Annotated in this window: 18 protein-coding genes; 2 read left to right on the forward strand and 16 right to left on the reverse strand. The window is 66.8% G+C overall.

Annotated features, from left to right (window positions below; all coding sequences use genetic code 11):
* Positions 1-94: 94 nt before the first annotated feature.
* The 7 genes from RQG82_RS03725 to RQG82_RS03755 form a co-directional block, all read right to left on the reverse strand.
* Complete coding sequence (locus RQG82_RS03725; protein ID WP_311257769.1) at positions 95-565, reverse strand: SRPBCC family protein; 471 nt, start codon at positions 563-565, stop codon at positions 95-97.
* Between the two features lie 11 nt (positions 566-576).
* Positions 577-1,896 (reverse strand): citrate synthase, encoded by a 1,320-nt coding sequence (locus RQG82_RS03730; protein ID WP_396653545.1) that lies wholly within the window; start codon positions 1,894-1,896, stop codon positions 577-579.
* A 144-nt stretch (positions 1,897-2,040) separates the two neighbouring features.
* Positions 2,041-3,153 (reverse strand): succinyldiaminopimelate transaminase, encoded by a 1,113-nt coding sequence (gene dapC, locus RQG82_RS03735; protein WP_311257771.1) that lies wholly within the window; start codon positions 3,151-3,153, stop codon positions 2,041-2,043.
* Positions 3,154-3,156: 3 nt separating this feature from the next.
* A complete protein-coding gene (gene fdxA, locus RQG82_RS03740; protein ID WP_042542002.1) occupies positions 3,157-3,477 on the reverse strand; it encodes a ferredoxin in 321 nt (106 codons plus the stop codon).
* Between the two features lie 9 nt (positions 3,478-3,486).
* Complete coding sequence (locus RQG82_RS03745) at positions 3,487-3,963, reverse strand: histidinol dehydrogenase (protein WP_311257772.1); 477 nt, start codon at positions 3,961-3,963, stop codon at positions 3,487-3,489.
* A 35-nt stretch (positions 3,964-3,998) separates the two neighbouring features.
* Positions 3,999-4,313, reverse strand: a complete 315-nt coding sequence (locus RQG82_RS03750) for an AzlD domain-containing protein (RefSeq protein WP_311257773.1) — start codon at positions 4,311-4,313, stop codon at positions 3,999-4,001.
* On the reverse strand, positions 4,310-5,020 hold the full coding sequence (locus RQG82_RS03755) for an AzlC family ABC transporter permease (RefSeq protein ID WP_311257774.1): 711 nt from the start codon (positions 5,018-5,020) through the stop codon (positions 4,310-4,312). Before RQG82_RS03755 ends, RQG82_RS03750 begins: the two co-directional genes overlap by 4 nt.
* A gap of 93 nt (positions 5,021-5,113) precedes the next feature.
* On the opposite strand from RQG82_RS03755, the gene RQG82_RS03760 reads away from it, so the two are divergent.
* Entirely contained in the window at positions 5,114-5,662 is a 549-nt protein-coding gene (locus tag RQG82_RS03760; protein ID WP_311257775.1) for an XRE family transcriptional regulator, read from the forward strand.
* Between the two features lie 3 nt (positions 5,663-5,665).
* Here RQG82_RS03760 and RQG82_RS03765 read toward each other — a convergent pair whose 3' ends face one another.
* The 4 genes from RQG82_RS03765 to typA form a co-directional block, all read right to left on the reverse strand.
* Entirely contained in the window at positions 5,666-7,297 is a 1,632-nt protein-coding gene (locus RQG82_RS03765) for an MFS transporter (protein WP_311257776.1), read from the reverse strand.
* A gap of 28 nt (positions 7,298-7,325) precedes the next feature.
* Entirely contained in the window at positions 7,326-8,339 is a 1,014-nt protein-coding gene (gene glsA, locus RQG82_RS03770) for a glutaminase A (RefSeq protein WP_311257777.1), read from the reverse strand.
* A gap of 176 nt (positions 8,340-8,515) precedes the next feature.
* On the reverse strand, positions 8,516-9,400 hold the full coding sequence (locus RQG82_RS03775; RefSeq protein WP_311257778.1) for a phospholipase: 885 nt from the start codon (positions 9,398-9,400) through the stop codon (positions 8,516-8,518).
* Positions 9,401-9,563: 163 nt separating this feature from the next.
* The gene (gene typA, locus RQG82_RS03780; protein WP_311257779.1) at positions 9,564-11,477 is read right to left on the reverse strand and encodes a translational GTPase TypA; all 1,914 of its coding nucleotides are present in this window, start codon (positions 11,475-11,477) and stop codon (positions 9,564-9,566) included.
* A gap of 101 nt (positions 11,478-11,578) precedes the next feature.
* Between typA and RQG82_RS03785 the strand changes: the two genes are divergently transcribed.
* Positions 11,579-12,364 carry a type II CAAX endopeptidase family protein gene (locus RQG82_RS03785; protein ID WP_311257780.1) on the forward strand — a complete coding sequence of 262 codons (786 nt, stop codon included), beginning with the start codon at positions 11,579-11,581 and terminating at the stop codon, positions 12,362-12,364.
* Positions 12,365-12,377: 13 nt separating this feature from the next.
* Here the strand turns inward: RQG82_RS03785 and RQG82_RS03790 are convergent, their stop codons facing one another.
* From RQG82_RS03790 to RQG82_RS03810, 5 genes are all read right to left on the reverse strand, one after another.
* Positions 12,378-12,941, reverse strand: coding sequence for a PH domain-containing protein (locus RQG82_RS03790; protein WP_311257781.1), 564 nt, complete (start codon positions 12,939-12,941; stop codon positions 12,378-12,380).
* Between the two features lie 2 nt (positions 12,942-12,943).
* The gene (locus RQG82_RS03795; protein ID WP_311257782.1) at positions 12,944-14,617 is read right to left on the reverse strand and encodes an ABC transporter ATP-binding protein; all 1,674 of its coding nucleotides are present in this window, start codon (positions 14,615-14,617) and stop codon (positions 12,944-12,946) included.
* The gene (locus RQG82_RS03800) at positions 14,614-15,558 is read right to left on the reverse strand and encodes an ABC transporter permease (protein WP_311257783.1); all 945 of its coding nucleotides are present in this window, start codon (positions 15,556-15,558) and stop codon (positions 14,614-14,616) included. The genes RQG82_RS03795 and RQG82_RS03800 overlap by 4 nt, the downstream gene beginning before the upstream one ends.
* Complete coding sequence (locus tag RQG82_RS03805) at positions 15,551-16,477, reverse strand: ABC transporter permease (RefSeq protein WP_042542011.1); 927 nt, start codon at positions 16,475-16,477, stop codon at positions 15,551-15,553. The genes RQG82_RS03800 and RQG82_RS03805 overlap by 8 nt, the downstream gene beginning before the upstream one ends.
* Before the next feature lie 103 nt (positions 16,478-16,580).
* Positions 16,581-18,254 (reverse strand): ABC transporter substrate-binding protein, encoded by a 1,674-nt coding sequence (locus RQG82_RS03810; RefSeq protein WP_311257784.1) that lies wholly within the window; start codon positions 18,252-18,254, stop codon positions 16,581-16,583.
* Positions 18,255-18,468 lie beyond the last annotated feature (214 nt).

Consider the following 18,468-nt stretch of genomic DNA (forward strand, 5'->3'; position numbering starts at 1 on the left):
CTGTCATAGAGGCGGGTGCGCCGATGCTCAGGCATCGACGCACCCGCTTTTCTGTGCCCCTCGGTCAGCCCCGGCAGTGCGGAGAGCGCCGCGGTCAGCGCCCTACCGCCGCCAGAACCTGAGAGTCTGAACAGCCGCGGACGAATCCGGCGAGGCGACGACGGATCTCGAAACCGAGCACGCGAACACCGATCCATTCGGCGATCGGCGCGAGCCAGGCCGGGCGGCACGAGAAGTTGTACTTCCACACGGCCAGCGTGCCCTCAGGCACCTCGGTGAACCGCCAGCCGCCGCCGAGCTTGGTGAAGAACCACGGCCCCCGCTCCATCACCATGCCCACATTCGTGGGCGGGGCATATGACACGTAGCGACTGACCATCGAGAGACCGAACCGCTGCCGGGTGAACGTGCGCACGCCCTTCGCGGGGGCCTCCGCATCGTCCATGAGATGCTGCTCGCTGATGAAGCGGTCCCAGCGTCGACGTACCTCTCCCGTCGTCTGAGACACCGCGAACGCCGTCGCCGGGTCGACGGGCACGACCGCCTCGGCACTGACGACAGGCATCGTGCTCGACGTCAGCGCGTCTGGAAGGTGCGTTCCGGAGAACCCGTGTAGAGCTGCTGCGGGCGACCGATCTTGGTCTGCGGGTCGAGCTGCAGCTCGCGCCACTGCGCGAGCCATCCTGGCAGACGACCGATCGCGAACAGCACGGTGAACATCCGCGTCGGGAAGCCCATCGCCTTGTAGATCACGCCGGTGTAGAAGTCGACGTTCGGATAGAGACGACGCTCCTTGAAGTAGTCGTCTGCGAGAGCGAGCTCTTCGAGCTCCTGAGCGAGGTCGAGCAGCGGATCCGTGACGCCGAGCTCGGCGAGCACCTCGCCGGCGGCCTCCTTGACGAGCTTGGCGCGGGGGTCGTAGTTCTTGTAGACCCGGTGCCCGAAGCCCATGAGCTTCACGCCCTCTTCCTTGTTCTTCACCCGTTCGACGAATCGGGAGACGCTCTGCCCCGAGTCGCGGATCTGGCCGAGCATGGTGAGGACGGCTTCGTTCGCACCGCCGTGCAGCGGCCCGGAGAGCGCCTGGATGCCCGCAGAGATCGATGCGAACTGGTTCGCACCGGTCGAACCGACGAGACGCACGGTCGAGGTCGACGCGTTCTGCTCGTGGTCTTCGTGGAGGATGAGCAGCAGCTCGAGGGCCTTCGACATGACCGGGTTGACCTGGTACTCCTCGGAATGCACGCCGAAGTTGAGCTTGAGGAAGTTCTCGACGAAACCGAGCGAGTTGTCGGGGTAGAGGAACGCCTGGCCGATGCTCTTCTTGTGCGCGTAGGCGGCGATGACCGGCAGCTTCGCCAGCATGCGGATCATGTTCAGCTCGACGTGCTCGGGGTTGTGCGGGTCGGTCTGGCCCTCGTAGTAGGTCGAGAGGGCGGCGACGGCCGACGACAGCACCGACATCGGGTGCGCGGTGTGCGGAAGCGCCGAGAAGAAACGCTTCAGGTCTTCATGCAGCAGCGTGTGGCGGCGGATCTTCTCGTCGAACTCCGCGAGCTCGGCCGCAGAGGGCAGCTCGCCGTAGATGAGAAGCCAGGCGACCTCGAGATAGCTCGTCGATCCGGCGAGCTGCTCGATCGGATATCCGCGGTAGCGCAGGATGCCCTTGTCTCCGTCGATGAACGTGATCGCGGACTTGGTCGACGCGGTGTTGACGAACCCATAGTCGAGCCCCGTGTAGCCGGTCTGTCGCGTCAGCGTCGAGAAGTCGATGCTGTCGTTGCCCGCCGTGCCTCGCAGGAGTGGGAACTCAGCGGTCGTATCGCCGATCGTCAGCTTCGCTGTCGCCTGCTGCTCTGCCGCTGCGCTCACGCGGGCCTCCTCATGGATCTTCATCAAGTCGGATGTGGCGATGTCACGGCGCTGTGCACCAGGTCTGTTCGAGATCGTCGATACACGACCGAATCGCCTTTACAGCCTAGTAGGCCCACAGGCCTACTGTGACAACCGACAAAAGAACCATCGGTCTGAGGCGAGAACCTACACGGCTTGTTCGCGCAGGCGCCGGGCGCCCTCGGCGATCCGTTCGTAAGGAGCCGTCAGCGCCAGCCGCACGTGCTGGCTCGAGGACGCGCCGTAGAACGGGCCGGGGCCCGCGAGGATGCCGAGATCTGCAAGCCTCTCGATGCTCGCCCAGGCATCCTGCCCCTCGGTCGCCCACAGGTAGAGACCGGCTTCCGAGCCGTCGATCCGGAACCCCGCAGCTTCGAGCGCGGGCCGCAGCACGTCGCGCCGAGCACGGTAGAGCTCCTTCTGGGCAGCGACGTGCTCGTCGTCGCCCAGAGCCACTGCCATCGCGTGCTGCACCGGCTCCGGCGGCATCAGCCCCAGGTGCTTGCGCGCCGTGAGCAGCTCGCCGACGATGCGCGCGCACCCGGCCACGAAGGCAGCCCGGTAGCCGGCGAGGTTCGACTGCTTGCTCAGCGAATAGACGCTGAGCAGATTCGCCCTGCTGCCACCCGTCACGCGCGGGTCGAGGATCGACGGAATCGGGTCGGTCGCCCACTGGCCATCCCACCCGAGCTCGGCGTAGCATTCGTCACTCGCGAGCACGGCTCCCAGCTCACGGGCCCGCAGCACCGCCGCTGACAGCTCCTCCACCGTCCAGGTGCGGCCGTCGGGGTTGCCCGGCGTGTTGATCCAGATGAGCTTGGTGCCCTCGGGCCAGTCGGCAGGATCGTCGGAAGGCAGCGGCGTAGCTCCGACGACGCGGGCGCCCACCTCGTAGGTCGGGTAGGCGATTCGGGGATGCACGACGATGTCACCGTCGCCGAGACCCAGCAGAGTCGGCAGCAGGGCCACGAGCTCCTTCGAGCCGATCGTGGGCAGGACGTTGTCGACCGTGAGGTCGGCCACTCCCCTGCGGCGGGCGTACCACGCGACGATCGCCTCGCGCAGAGCGGGCGTGCCGACGGTCTGCGGGTACGCGTGCGCGTCCGTGGCCTCCGACAGTGCTCGACGGATCAGCTCGGGCGTCGGGTCGACGGGCGACCCGACGGACAGGTCGACGATGCCCCGCGGATGCAAGGCGGCGCGCTGACGGTAGGGAACGACCGCATCCCACGGATAGTCGGCGAGATCGCGAACGCTCACGGACTACTCGCCCTGAGGCGGCAGAGCGGCGATGATCGGATGATCGTGCGCGATGACGCCGACCTTGGCGGCACCACCCGGAGATCCGACCTCGTCGAAGAACTCGACGTTGGCCTTGTAGTAGTCCTGCCATTCGTCAGGCAAGTCGTCTTCGTAGTAGATCGCCTCGACGGGGCACACGGGTTCGCACGCACCGCAGTCGACGCATTCGTCCGGGTGGATGTACAGCGAGCGTTCGCCCTCGTAGATACAGTCAACGGGGCACTCGTCGATGCAGGCGCGGTCCTTGACATCGACGCACGGAAGAGCGATCACATACGTCACTCCCCCAGTCTACGACTCGCTGCCGGTCCGATCGCCCAGAGCAGGGGCAGGCCGGGCACGCGGCGCGTCGGCATCGGACATCCCGGACAGCGCTGCGGGCACGGGAGCCGGCGCCTCGGTGCGTGCGGGAAGTCGCGAGAACGACGGCCATGCCACGGCGAGAAGCACGAGCCCCGCGACGAGATAGGTCCAGATGCGGCCATTGAGCGTGTCTTCGACCACCACCGACCCACCCGGACCGACGCCGGAGATGAGCACCAGCATGCCCAGCATGCCGAGCCCCGCGGCGAGAGTCGCGCCTCGATCGTGGGTGAGTGCGCGGATCGCGACGAGGATCGAGCCGCAGGCGATCGCTCCCACCAGGAGCCCCACGGGCACCGGTCCCCACATCAGGCTGTGGCCGATCGTCCCCGCGACGCCGAAGACGCCGCCGACGAGAGCCGCGGCGATCCATGAAAGCACCCGGGAGATCCAACCGTTACGCACGAGTCGATCCTACGCGCGTCGACGATCTGCTCGGCTCAGACAGCGAGGCCGAGAAGCCGCAGGACGGCGGCGACGCCCGCAGCGGCGAACACCACGACGAGGAACGACTGACGCAGCCACAGGAGACCGGCCGCGACGAGCAGAGCGGGAACCCGCGCATCGACGACCACAGCCTGCCCGGCTCCGAGAGTCTGCACGGCCACGAGTGCGGCGAGCAGCGCCACGGTCAGCAGGTCGGAGATGCGCGCCGGTCGTGGCGCCTCGAGCACACTCGGCGGCACGAGGTAGCCGGTGGCCTTGAGTGCCAGGCAGATCACCGCGGCCAGCAGGATCGCATTCCAGACGCTCACCGGCCGACCTCCCCGCCGTCGACTGTCGAGCCGTCGAGCCTCCCCAGCCAGTTGAACCAGCCGACGACGATCGCGACGACAGCGGCGACCAGCACGGGCAGCCCCGGCATGATGAACGGCGTGAGCGACGCAGCGACGACCGCTGCGGCCACGCCGACCGCGATCGCCTGGCGCTCCTTGAGGCGCGGCCAGAGCAGAGCCAGGAAGGCTGCGGCAGCGGCGGCATCCAGCCCCCAGGTCTTGGGGTCTCCGAGCACGTCGCCGACGAGCGCGCCGATCAGCGTCGTGATGTTCCATCCGATGAAGATCCCGATGCCGGTGACCCAGAAGCCGACCTGCCTCAGGCGAGGATCGCTCTGCGAGATGGCCACCGCGGTGGATTCATCGATCGTGAAGTGCGCCGCCGCGACCCGGCGTGCGGGCGTGGTTCCGACGATCGGAGACATCCGCATGCCGTATGCGACGTTGCGCACCCCGAGCAGGGTCGCCGAGGCGATGGCCGAGGGAAGCGCCGACACACCCCCTGCGGCGAACACGCCGACGAACGCGAACTGCGATCCGCCGGTGAACATCAGCAGGCTGAGGACGCACGTCTGCCAGACATCGAGACCGGATGCCACGGCGAGCGCGCCGAACGAGACGCCGTAGGCGCTGGTCGCGAGGACCACCCCCAGCGCCTCACGCCAGACCTCGCGCTCAGCGCTCATCGCGCGACCGTTCGCTGCAGTGAACACATGACCATCATTCTGAACACCGCGGTGAGAATAGTCAAGCGAACGATCGTTTGACATACTGAACGCATGGAGGATCTCCGAACCCGCATCGCTCGCACCCTGCGCAGAGAGCGTGAGAGAGCCGCCCTATCCGTCTCCGAGTTGGCACGCCGGGCGGGGATCTCGAAGGCGACCGTCTCGCAACTCGAGTCCGGCTCCGGCAACCCCAGCGTCGAGACGCTGTGGGCTCTGGGCGTCGCGCTCGGGGTGCCGTTCGCCGTGCTCGTCGACCAGCAGACGAACACACCTACGCTCATCCGCGCCGACGACCTCGCCGGGGTGCCGTCGTCTGCGGCGGCGTACAGCGCGACGCTGCTGTCGGCGAGCCCCCCGGGTGCCCGCCGGGATGTCTACCTGATCCAGGCCGAACCCGGCGACGCGCGGCGATCCGATCCGCATCACCCCGGCACCACCGAGCACGTGGTCCTCATCTCGGGCCAGGCTCTCATCGGCCCGACGGACGACCCCGTGCTGCTGAACCCCGGCGACTACCTCTCGTACGCCGGAGATGCACCGCACGTGTTCGAGGCGACCGTCGCCGGAACCAGCGCGGTTCTCATCTCCGAGCTCCGCTGAGCGTCACTTCGGACCCGAGCCCGAGACCGGCGACGGATCGGGGATCTCGTCGGGCTTGTACTTCGGAAGCCTCGACGCCGGCAGGATCGCCACCGCGCTGAGGCCGGCGAGCAGCAGCAGCCCGAGTCGCAACGTGCCCAGGCGCGACTCCTCGTTCACGGCCACCGCCGCGTCGATCTGCTCGGGGGTCGCATCGGTCTGCTCGAGGGCTGCACGGAGGTCGTCGTTGCTGACGAAGTTCAGGTTGTCCATGTCGACCTGCGCGACGAGCGAGGGCGGCAGCTCGGGATGCTCGACGACCGCACGACCGATGCTCAATCCGAGGAGCGAGACGAGGAGCGCGCCGGCCAGAGCGGTGCCGACCGCAGAGGCGAGGTTCTGCGTGGTGCCTCGAAGTGAACCGACATCCCCCGCGAGCTCAGCGGGCGCCGAGGTGACGAGCACGTTGAACACGAGGGTCACGAGCGCACCCTGGCCGATGCCGAAGACGACCAGTCCGAGGATCGTCGGGAGCGTCTCCCAGTTGTTGTTCACGACGAACGACAGCCAGACGAGCGCGACGGTGGTCAGGATGAACCCGAAGACGCCGATCACCCGCGGCGGGTAGCGCTTGTAGAAGCGCACGACGAGGGTGGCGGTGATGAAGACCGTCAGGTTGAACGGCATCATCGCGAGCGATGTGTCGAAGGGCGTCCTCCCCTGCACGATCTGGATGTACAGCGGGATGGTGAAGTTCACGCATGCCTCGAGCGCCACCACGATGAACATCGCGTAGACGGCCGCTCGCTCCTTCGAGGAGTCCAGGATGCTGAGGTCGATCAGCGGCACCTTGCCCTCAGCCATCCGCCGCCGCGTCCAGACGAAGAAGCACTGCCCGAGCACGATTCCCACGACGACGAAGGCCGGCGCCGGCGAGAGCCCCAGGATGCTGAAGGGCGCGGCCTCGGTCGCTGCGACGGCACCCCACCCGTTGAGGTTGTTGAAGCCGAGGGTGAGGAGCACGATCGCCGCACCGATGAGCAGCGACGCCACGAGGTCGATGCGGATCGACGCGTCGCCGCGATCGCCGCGGAGGGTGAAGCTGAAGGCGAAAACCACCACCGCGATGCCGAACACGATGAAGAACATCGGACGCCATCCGACGAGAGTTCCCAGCGTGCCGCCGATCAGGAAGGCGGTCACTCCCGAGATGGCCCGCGCGGATCCGATCGCGCCGATCGCCGTCGCCTGCTGGGGGCCGCGATAGTTCTCGGCGATCAGGGCGACGATCGAGGGCACGATGATCGCCGCCGCCGCGCCGGCGACCGCCTGCCCCGCGATGGCCCAGCCCACGCTCGGCGACACGATCATCAGCACGGAGGATGCGGCGAACAGGCCGATCACGACCCGGAAGATGAGCACCCAGCCGACGCGCTGGCCGAGCTTCGCGCCGGTCATCACCAGCGCGGCCACGGCGAGCCCGTACATCACGATCGTCGTGCTCGCGACGGTCGGCGGCACTCCGAACTCGCTGACCATGCCGCCGAGCGAGATCGGGAGGGCGGCCACGTTGAACGACATGAGCACCTGGGCGAGGAAGAGGCTGACGAGCGGCATCCAGGAGGTCTTCGTGGGAGCCGGAGCGGTGTGTGTCATGGCAGGAGCCTCCGAACGGTGAAGGGGGTCAGTCCGTCGACCGAGTGGTCGGCGAGGGCGCGGAAGCGAACAGGTTCAGGCCGAGTGCGCGCGAGAGGTGACCGATCGCGAGCTGCGACCGCACAGAGTTGCCCGCCGGATCGAGCCGAGGTGAGAACCCGGCGACTGCGCCCTTGCCGGGTGCGACAGCCACGATGCCTCCGGCGACCCCCGACTTGGCTGGCAGGCCGATCTCGAACAGCCACTCCCCTGAAGCCTCGTAGAGGCCGGTCGACGCCACCACGGCGAGGGTGTCGCGACAGACGTCCGCCGAGACGACGCGGTCGCCCGTGATCGGGTTCACGCCGCCGTCTGCGAGCGTCGCGCCCATCACCGCGAGGTCATGAGCGGTGACGCTGAGCGCGCACTGACGCGTGTAGACGTCGACCACCTCATCCGGGTCGCCGGCGAGTCGTCCGTAGCTCCGCAGCAGCCACCCCATCGCCCGGTTCCGCTCATTGGTCTCCGCCTCGGACGCGTAGACGACCCCGTCGAGACTCAGCGGGCGCCCGGCGAAGGCCGAGAGCCCCTCTCGCACGCGCTCCCACTGCTCGACGGCCGTCTGCCCCGGCATGAGCGCCGTGGTCGCGATCGCACCGGCGTTGACCATCGGGTTCATGGGATGCCCGGCGTTGAGCTCGAGCGCCATCAGCGAGTTGAAAGCGAGCCCTGTGTTGTTGACGCCCACGATCTCGCGCACCCGCTCATGCCCGTGCTCCTGGATGGCCAGTGCGTACACGAACATCTTCGAGATCGACTGGATCGAGAACGGATGCAGCGCATCTCCCGCATCGTGCAGACCGCCGTCGACCTCGATCACCGCGAGACCGAACAGCTCGGGGTCTGCCTCCGCCAGCACGGGGATGTAATCGGCGACGGCCCCCGTGCGGTCATCCGCATAACGGCGGTGGGCTTCGCGCACGAGCTCGTCGACGCTGTCCCACCCCGGCAGGCTGCCCGTCGACACCTGCTGGGGGATGTCTGCCAGTGCCGCGACGTCCATACGCTCTCCTCCGGGTTCACGACCCCCCAGCCGTCACCGCTCACCGTAGTGGGAATGCGTCGCGCTGCCTAGAGCACGCAGTGCCTGTTTCAGCGCGTGTCCGAGAACACCGAGACCCACCGCCGCAGATGATGCGGGGTGGGTCTCAGCGGTGGTGCGGGTCGGATGCCGCAGGCTCAGTACCAGTTCACGGACTGCGAGTGCCCCCACGCGCTGCACGGGGTGCCGTACACCGACGAGATGTATCCGAGACCCCAGCGGATCTGCGTGGCCGCATTCGTCTGCCAGTCTGATCCGGCAGAGGCCATCTTGCTGCCGGGCAGCGCCTGCGGAATCCCCGTCGCGCCACCCGAGGCGTTGTACGCCTGGTAGTTCCACCCGGATTCTTTGGTCCACAGCGATTCCAGGCAGGAGAACTGGTCTGCGCCCCATCCGTACTGACTTGATGCGATGTCGCGAGCCGCGGCCTTCGCACCGTCGACGGTGTTCGTCTGAGCGAGGGCCGCGGCTTCAGCCGCGGCCTGCACCGCAGCCGCGTCCGCAGCGGCCTTGGCCTGCTGCGCCGCCACGTACGAGTCCTGCAGCGCGGCGGTCTCAGCGACGATCTCGTCGGTCCCGGTGACCGCATACGCGGTGAGGCTCGTGAGCTCCCTGTTCGAGAAGTCGTCGCGGTCCGCGAGCTGAGCGACCCAGGCTGTCACATCGGCGGTATCGACAGCGGAGGGCGCGGCACCGAGGTCGAGACCCGATGACGCGACCTCGGCGTTCAGCGCCTCGGCCGCTGCGACGGCATCCTCAGCGGCGACCATCGTCAGGGCTGAGTCGTCGGCGCTCTTCGCCGGCGTCTCGGTCTCGCCGGTGACGAAGGATGTGACACCGGCGACGGCGTCCGGCATCTCCGCACCGGCCGCGGGGGCGGACACCATCCCGACGGTCAGGGCGAGGCCGAGGATGCCGCCGGTGATCGTTCCGAGAATCAGTTTCGGGCGGCGTGCGGTGATCGCGTTGCGAGCTGATGCCGCCGCGTGGGCGCGCCGAAGCGCGCGGGTGTTCTGAAGCATGGGTTCGACTTTCGGGTCGTCGTACGCCCGTCACAGGACACTCATCGGGAGATTGCCCCAGGCGCAAGGTAACGATTCTGCAACGACCCGCCTGGGCGTTTCATGAAAAAAGGGCCCTGTACAGCCATTTACGGCGATACAGGGCCCTTCTCTTAGACGATTCTCAGGAGCCGGCGTCCTGACGCTTCAGGCGCGCGGTGTCGCGAGCACGCGTGTTGGCGTCGAGGTTGACCTTGCGGATGCGGACGACCTCGGGCGTGACCTCGACGCATTCGTCGTCACGCGCGAACTCGAGGCTCTCCTCCAGGGTGAGCTGGCGCGGAGGGGTCATCGACTCGAAGGTGTCGGAGCTCGCCGCACGCATGTTGGTGAGCTTCTTCTCCTTCGTGATGTTGACGTCCATGTCGTCGGCGCGCGAGTTCTCGCCGATGACCATGCCCTCGTAGACCTCCTGCGTGGGCTGCACGAAGAACGACATGCGCTCCTGCAGGGCGATCATCGCGAACGGGGTGACGACACCCGAGCGGTCGGCGACGATCGAGCCGTTCTGACGGGTCGTGATCGAACCCGCCCACGGCTCGTAGCCGTGCGAGATCGCGTTGGCGATTCCGGTGCCGCGAGTCGTGGTGAGGAACTCGCTGCGGAAGCCGATGAGGCCACGCGACGGGACGATGAACTCCATGCGCACCCAGCCGGTGCCGTGGTTCGTCATGTTCTCCATGCGGCCCTTGCGGTTCGCGAGCAGCTGCGTGATCGCGCCGAGGTGCTCCTCAGGCGTGTCGATCGTGAGGTGCTCGAACGGCTCGTAGGTCTTGCCGTCGATCTTCTTCGTGACCACCTGCGGCTTGCCGACGGTGAGCTCGAAACCCTCACGACGCATGTTCTCGACCAGGATGGCGAGAGCCAGCTCGCCGCGGCCCTGAACCTCCCAGGCGTCGGGGCGTCCGACGTCGACCACCTTGAGCGAGACGTTGCCGATCAGCTCCTTGTCGAGACGGTCCTTGACCATTCGAGCGGTGAGCTTGTGGCCCTTGACCTTGCCCATGAGCGGCGAGGTGTTCGTGCCGATCGTCATCGAGATGGCGGGGTCGTCGACCGTGATCGCGGGAAGCGGGCGGACATCCTCGGGGTCGGCGATGGTCTCGCCGATCGTGATGTTCTCGAAGCCGGCGATGGCGACGATGTCGCCGGGGCCTGCCGACTCGGCCGGGTAGCGCTCGAGTGCACGCGTCTTGAGCAGCTCGGTGATGCGCGCGTTCTGGTGCGTGCCGTCAGCACGGACCCAGGCGACGGTCTGACCCTTCTTCAGCGTGCCGTTGAAGACGCGGAGAAGCGCGAGGCGGCCGAGGAACGGGCTGGAGTCGAGGTTCGTGACCCAGGCCTGCAGCGGGTGCTCGTCGTCGTACGCCGGAGCGGGAACGTGCTCGAGGATCGCCTCGAAGAGCGGCTCGAGGTCGTCGTTGTCAGGCAGCGATCCGTCGGCCGGACGGTTGCGCGACGCGGCACCGGCACGGCCGGACGCGTAGACGACGGGGACGTCGAGCAGAGCGTCGACGTCGAGGTCGGGCACGTCGTCGACGAGGTCGGACGCGAGGCCGAGCAGCAGGTCGTGGGCCTCTTCCTCGACCTCGGCGATGCGAGCATCCGGACGGTCGGTCTTGTTGACCAGGAGGATGACGGGCAGCTTGGACTCGAGCGCCTTGCGCAGCACGAAGCGCGTCTGCGGGAGCGGGCCCTCGCTGGCGTCGACGAGCAGCACGACACCGTCGACCATCGACAGGCCGCGCTCGACCTCTCCACCGAAGTCGGCGTGACCGGGGGTGTCGATCACGTTGATCGTGATCTCCTTGCCCTGAGCATGCTTGCCCTTGTAAGTGATCGCCGTGTTCTTGGCGAGGATCGTGATGCCCTTCTCACGCTCGAGGTCGTTGGAGTCCATCGCGCGTTCATCAACGTGCGCGTGTTCGCCGAAGGAGCCCGTCTGACGCAGCATGGCGTCGACGAGGGTGGTCTTACCGTGGTCGACGTGAGCGACGATTGCGACGTTGCGGAGGTCAGAACGGAGGGCGTGCGCCATGCAGATGTCCTAAAGAGTGTGGGGTTTTGTCGAGAAGCCGACGTTCCAGACTACCGTATGCCGACGACTCGTTCCTGAGCGCTCGAAGTACGATCGGGAGCGTGACCGTTGCCGACCTCTCTTCCACGCCCTCGCGCGCTCGTCTGTGGTGGGAGATCGCCATCGTCCTCGCCCTCGGTCTCGGCCAGTCCGCGGTCTATGCGATCGTGCAGCTGGCGTACCGCCTGACCGACGAGACGCCACTGGCCGACCAGACAGCGACCCTCAACCCGTCCCGGAGCGACAGGGAGATCTTCGACCTGATCTACCAACTCCTGTCGATCGGGTTCTCCCTCGTCCCTGTGCTGCTCGTCTGCTTCCTGCTGTGGCAGTCATCACGGCCGCATCTGGGCAGGCTGGGTCTCGACGGCACCCGGGTCGCACCCGATGTCGGTCGCGGGATCCTCCTGGTCGCAGCCATCGGCATCCCGGGTCTCGGTCTGTATCTCGCCGGACGCGCTCTCGGACTCTTCGTCGCGGTGAACCCCGCAGGGCTCGACGCCTACTGGTGGACCGTGCCCGTCCTTCTGCTGGCGGCAGCCCGCGCATCGCTGCAGGAGGAGTTCGTCGTGCTCGGCTATCTCTTCGCACGGCTCAGGCAGCTGGGCTGGGGGCCGTGGGCGATCATCCTCACCACGTCAGTGCTGCGCGCGAGCTACCACCTCTACCAGGGCCCCGGAGCGTTCATCGGAAACCTGGCGATGGGGCTGCTCTTCGGATGGCTGTTCCAGCGCAGCGGTCGACTCTTGCCGTTCCTCGTCGCGCACTTCCTGATCGATGCGACGGTGTTCGTCGGCTACCCGTGGGCGGCGGCCACCTGGCCGACGCTCTTCGGGCTCCCTGGCTGACGCAGTTCCGCGATCAGGCGTTCGCGATGACGATCGACGCCACGGCCCAGAGCACGATGATGCCGAGCGCGATGAGCGCCTGAGAGTCCCAGGTGCGGCGGATCGGAGCGTCCGCGGTCGACGGAGCCGCCTGCCAGCGGTCACGGATCTCGGTGAGCTCGCGGAGTCCGGCGGGCGCCTTGGCCTCGTCGTCCTCGCGCACCTGGCGCCGAATCGGGCGTGCTCTCGCCGGCCCCCCGTAACTCGAGACATCCGAGCCGTCCTCGAGCGAGAAGACGAGCTGCCAGCGCAGGTCGATGTCGCGGACGCGGCTCCAGCCGAACGACGTTCGGCGCAGCATGTTCTGCACCATCGCTCCCTCGCCGTCGACTCGGACGACAGAGACGAAGGCGATCTCGTAGACGACCCAGAGTCCGAGCAGCACCCAGGGGGCGAGCAGGAGCATCTGCCCCCAGCCGGCACGCACGACCGCATCACCGAGCAGGAAAATCGCGAGCAGCGAGCAGAGAACGAGGGAGACAGGCCCGGAGGCCGCACGGAATCTCCGTGCGGCCTCCGGTCGAGGTTCGGTGCTCACTCTCAGTGACCGCCGAGGGTGATCGATGCCCCGGGGATCGCCTTCAGCAGACGATCGGTGTACTCCTGCTGCGGGTTGGCGAAGATCTCGTCGACAGTGCCCTGCTCGACGATCTTGCCTTTCTCCATGACGCACACGAGGTCGCTCGACACGCGGACGACGGCGAGGTCGTGCGTGATGAACAGATACGTGAGTCCGAGCTCCGACTGGAGCTCGGCCAGCAGCTGCAGCACCTGATCCTGCACCAGCACGTCGAGCGCCGACACGGCCTCATCGAGCACGATGATGTCGGGCTTGAGCGCGAGCGCACGCGCGATCGCGACACGCTGCCGCTGTCCGCCCGAGAGCTCGTTCGGATACCGGGTTGCGAGAACGCGGGGCAGCGAGACCTGATCGAGAAGCTCCTCGACCCGCTCACGCTGTGACGCGCGGTCGCCGACACCGTGGATCTGCATCGGTTCGGCGATCGTGTTGCCGATGTTGCGCAGCGGGTCGAGCGAGCCGTACGGGTCCTGGAACACCGGCTGCATGCGCCGACGCAGCCCGAACGCCTGGGCGTTCGAGAGCTTCGACACATCCTGGCCGTCGATCTCGATGATGCCGCTGGTGGGCTCCTCGAGCTTCAGCACCATCTTCGCCACTGTGGACTTGCCGGAGCCCGACTCCCCCACCAGGGCGAGGGTCTTGCCTCGAGGGATCGCGAACGAGACGTCGTCGACCGCACGGAAGGCTTCGCTGCGGAAGCCGCCCTGGCGAATGCGATAGTCCTTCGTGAGCCCGGCGACGCGCACCGTCGGCGGGATGTCGGCGAGGTCGTCGAGAGTCTCGATGCCCCGGTCTTCCACCACCGCCTGGATGCGCTGCGATGCGACACTGGGCGCCGCGGCGACCAGACGCTTCGTGTACGGATGCTGCGGGTTCTCGAGGATCTCACGGCTGGGGCCGGCCTCGACGATGTTGCCGCCGTTCATCACGATGATCTTGTCGGCACGCTCGGCCGCGAGGCCCAGGTCGTGCGTGATCAGCAGCACCGAGGTGCCCTTGTCACGGGTGAGCGAGGCCATGTGATCGAGGATCACGCGCTGCACCGTCACGTCGAGAGCCGAGGTCGGCTCGTCGGCGATGAGCAGCTTCGGGTCGGCCGCGAGGCCCATCCCGATCAGCGCGCGCTGACGCATGCCGCCCGAGAACTGATGCGGGAACTGGTGCAGACGCTTCTCGGCGTCGGCGAGTCCGGCCTGCTGCAGCACCTCAACGGTGCGTGCCTTGGCGGCGTCGCGCCCCTGGGCGATGCCGTTCGCACGGATCGCCTCCTTGACCTGGAAGCCGATGCTCCAGACGGGGTTGAGGTTCGACATCGGGTCCTGCGGCACGAAGCCGATGTCCCGACCGCGCACGGCCTCGATCTCACGACGGTTGAGTGTGGTGAGCTCGCGCCCCTCGAGGGTGATGGACCCGGCGGTGACCTGACCGGTGCCAGGCAGCAGGTTCACGATGGCCGTGGCCGTCGTGGACTTGCCTGAACCCGACTCGCCCACGATCGCGACGGTCTCTCCGGGCATGACGTCGAAGCTGACTCCGTGGAGCACTTCGCGCAGGCCCTCCTGCGTGCGGAACGCGACCGTGAGGTCGCGGATGCTCAGCAGCGGGACCTGTTCGGTGATTCGCTCGCTCATCGGCGTGCCCTCGCCTTCGGGTCGAGGGCGTCTCTGATGAGCTCGCCCAGGGTGACGAACGCCAGCACCGCGAGGGTGAGCGCGATCGACGGATAGATGAGTGCCATCGGCGCGACACGCAACGAGGCCTGAGCCTTGGCGATGTCGTTGCCCCACGACATCACGTCGCTGCCGAGACCCACACCGAGGAACGACAGGGTCGCCTCGGCGACGATCGCCGCCGCGAGTCCGAGGGTCGACACGACGAGGAGCGGTGCGATGGCGTTCGGGACGACGTGGTTCAAGAGGATCTTGAACTTCGACTGCCCGAGCGCCTGCGAGGCCATCACGAAGTCCGCCTGACGCACCCTGAGCACCTCAGCGCGCACGACGCGGGCCGTCGAGGCCCACGCGAATGCTCCGATGGCGAAAGCGAGTGTCCACACCGAGCGGGAATCCCGGAAGACGGTCATCACGACCACGGCCGCGAGGATGTACGGGATCGCGAAGAAGATGTCGCCGATGCGCGACAGCAGGCCGTCGAGCCATCCGCCGTAGAAGCCCGCGAGGGCTCCCATGATCAGACCGAGGACCGACGAGATCAGCGTCGCGATGAGGCCGACTGCGAGGGAGGTCTGCGACCCCCACACGATGCGTGCATAGATGTCGCAACCCTGGAACGTGAACCCGAGCGGATGCCCGTCGGTCGGGCCGCCGTTGCTGTTCGCCAGCTGGCAGTCGTCGTTCGGCGGCGTGGCGGTGAACAGCGTCGGCCACAGCGCCATCACGAGGAAGAAGAGCGCGAGCACGATCGAGAACCAGAACAGCGGACGGCGCCGCAGGTCGAACCAGGCGTCTCGCCACAGATTGCTGGGCTTGTCGGAGATGCGGACGGCGTCGACCGAGATCGACTCCGTCTCGATCGGAGCGACGTAGTGCTTCTGAGATGTGGGATCAGGCATAGCGAATCCTCGGGTCGAGCAGACCGTAGAGCAGGTCGATGAGAAGGTTCACCAACACGTACAGGATGACGAACACGGTCACGAACGAGACGACCGTGGGTCCCTCGCCGCGCTGGATCGCCTGGAACAGCGTGTTTCCCACACCGGGGACGTTGAAGATGCCCTCGGTGACGGTCGCGCCGACGAGGAGCACGCCGAAGTTTGTCGCGGAGTTCGTGATCACAGGGATCAGCGAGTTGCGCAGCACGTGCACGGGCAGAACGCGGTTGCGCGAGAGCCCCTTGCTGTAGGCCGTGCGCACCCAGTCCTGGTTCAGGGTCTCGATGACGGAGCTGCGCATCAGACGCATGCTCACGGCGTAGAGGCTGAAGCCGAGCACGATCGCCGGCAGCCAGAGACCACCCCAGTCGTTGTCGGCGCCGACAGTCGGCTTGAACCATCCGAGTTGGATCGCGAGGAAATACTGTGCGAGGAACGCGACGACGAAGATCGGGATCGCGATCGCGACCAGCGCGACGACGAGCGAGATGTTGTCGAACAGCTTGCCCTTGCGCAGCGCCGAGATCGTGCCGATGATGATCGCCAGCACGAACTCGATGGCGATCGCCATCACCGCGAGGCGGCCGGTGACCGGAAGCGTGGCGGCGAGCACCGCAGACACCGGCCGACCGGAGTAGGTGGTGCCCAGGTCGCCCTGGAACACGCCCGTGATGTAGTACCAGTACTGCACGATGAACGGATCGTTCAGGTGGTACTGCTCGCGCAGCTGTGTGACGACTGCCGGGCTCGGCGTCTTGTCGCCGAACAGGGCGAGGATCGGGTCGCCGGGCATGGCGAACACGAGGAAGTAAATGAGCAGGGTGGCTCCGAAGAAGACCGGGATCACCTGCAGTAGACGTCTCAGAATGTAACCGAGCATCCGCTTGTCCCTTCTTAGAGGGCAGAGAAAGCCATGCGAACACAAGCCTGTGAGGCGGTGACGAAGAATCGTCACCGCCTCACAGGTGAAGTGCCGTCAGACTTTACTCGCCGGCCTTCGTGATCTCGTAGTACAGCGGAACCGAGTTCCAGCCGAACGTGACGTTGTCGACGTTCTCGCTGAAGCCACCGGTCACGTTCGAGTACCACAGCGGGATCGCGGGAAGGTCCTGGAACAGGACCTCCTGCGCCTGGGTGAAGTCCTCGATCTGCGCGTCGGCGTCGGGGTTGCTGATGCCGGCGGAGATGAGCTCATCGAACTCGGGGTTCGAGTAGTCACCGTCGTTGGAACCGGCACCCGTTGCGTAGAGCGGTCCGAGGAAGTTGTACAGACCCGGGTAGTCGGCCTGCCATCCCGAACGCGCTGCCGTGGTGATGGAGCGGTCGTTGATCTTGGTGCGAAGATCCTGGAAGGTCGGGTACGGGTCACCCGATGCCTCGATGCCGAGCGTGTTCTTGATGCTGTTGCTCACCGCGTCGACCCAGGCGTCGTGCCCGCCGTCGGAGTTGTAAGCGATCTTGAACTCGCCGTCCCACGGCGAGATGGCGTCGGCCTCGGCCCACAGCTCCTTCGCCTTCTCGGGGTCGAAGTCGAGGACCTCGCTGCCGGGGACTTCCTCCGACCATCCCGCGATGACCGGCGACGTGAAGTCGGCGGCCGGGGTGCGGGTGCCCGAGAAGATGGTCTCGGTGATCTCTTCGCGGTTGATGGCCATCGACAGCGCCTGACGACGCAGCTGGCCCTCTTCGCCGCTGAAGTGCGGGAGGAACTGACCGATGGTGAACGACTGGAACACAGCCGACGGCTGGTTCACTGCGCGGTCGCCGAGCTCGTCTGCGAAGACGGGCAGCGAGTTGGTCGGGATCGCGTCGATGACGTCGACCTCGTTCGACAGCAGGTCGGCGTAAGCCGCTTCCTGCGTGGCGTAGAACTTGATGGTCAGACCGCCGTTGGCCGCCTTGCGGGGGCCGTCGTAGTCGTCGTTGCGGACGAGGTCGATCTGCACGTCGTGCTGCCACGCGTCTGCGCCGTCGATCATGTACGGACCGTTGCCGATCGGGAACTGGCCGAAGGCCTCCATGTCCTCGAAGGCGGCGTCAGGCAGCGGGTAGAACGCCGAGTATCCGAGACGCAGCGCGAAGTCGGAAGCCGGCTTGTTCAGCGCGATCGTGAAGGTGTAATCGTCGACCTGCTTGAGGCCGGCCATGTCGCCCTGCGCACCGAAGACGTCGTCATCGGGGTTCGCGGGGTCACCGGCGTCGTTGACGAAGCCTTCGATGTCCTCGAAGAAGTAGCCCGAGAGCTGAGCGTTCTCCGCCTGCGCGCCGTAGTTCCACGCCTTGATGAAGTTGTCGGCGGTGACTTCTTCACCGTCGGTGAAGGTCAGGCCTTCCTTGATCTTGACGGTGAGGTTCTGCGGGTCCTCCGTGGTGATCTCCTCAGCCACGTCGTTGACCGGCTTGCCGTCGGCGTCGTAGTAGATCAGACCGGCGAAGATCTCGTCGAGGATCTTTCCGCCACCCACCTCGTTGGTGTTGGTGGGGATCAGCGGGTTCTCGGGCTCCGAGCCGTTCGTGGTGATGATGGCGTCCGCGTCACCGGTTGCACCGGATCCGCCGTCGCCGTCGTCGCTTCCACCGCTCGCGCAGCCCGCGAGCGCCAGGGCGCCGATCGCGAACAACGCAGTGCCCGCAAGGGCGATCTTGTTGCGCTTCACTTTGTGTCCTCCTGTGGACGGGTATTCATCAGACTGCGCGCTCATCGTCGAACGCGTAGGGATAGTTGACTGTAACCCGCGATTAAGGGGACATCGCACTCGGCTAATGAACCGTTACTGAGTGGTGATCAACTGAAACATCCCTGAAACACGCGGAAATGCACGGAAACGAGAAGCGGGGGGGGGGGGGGGGGGGGGGGGGGGGGGGGGGGGG

It is taken from the genome of Microbacterium sp. WCS2018Hpa-9 (genome assembly GCF_031843745.1).
Lineage (GTDB): Bacteria > Actinomycetota > Actinomycetes > Actinomycetales > Microbacteriaceae > Microbacterium.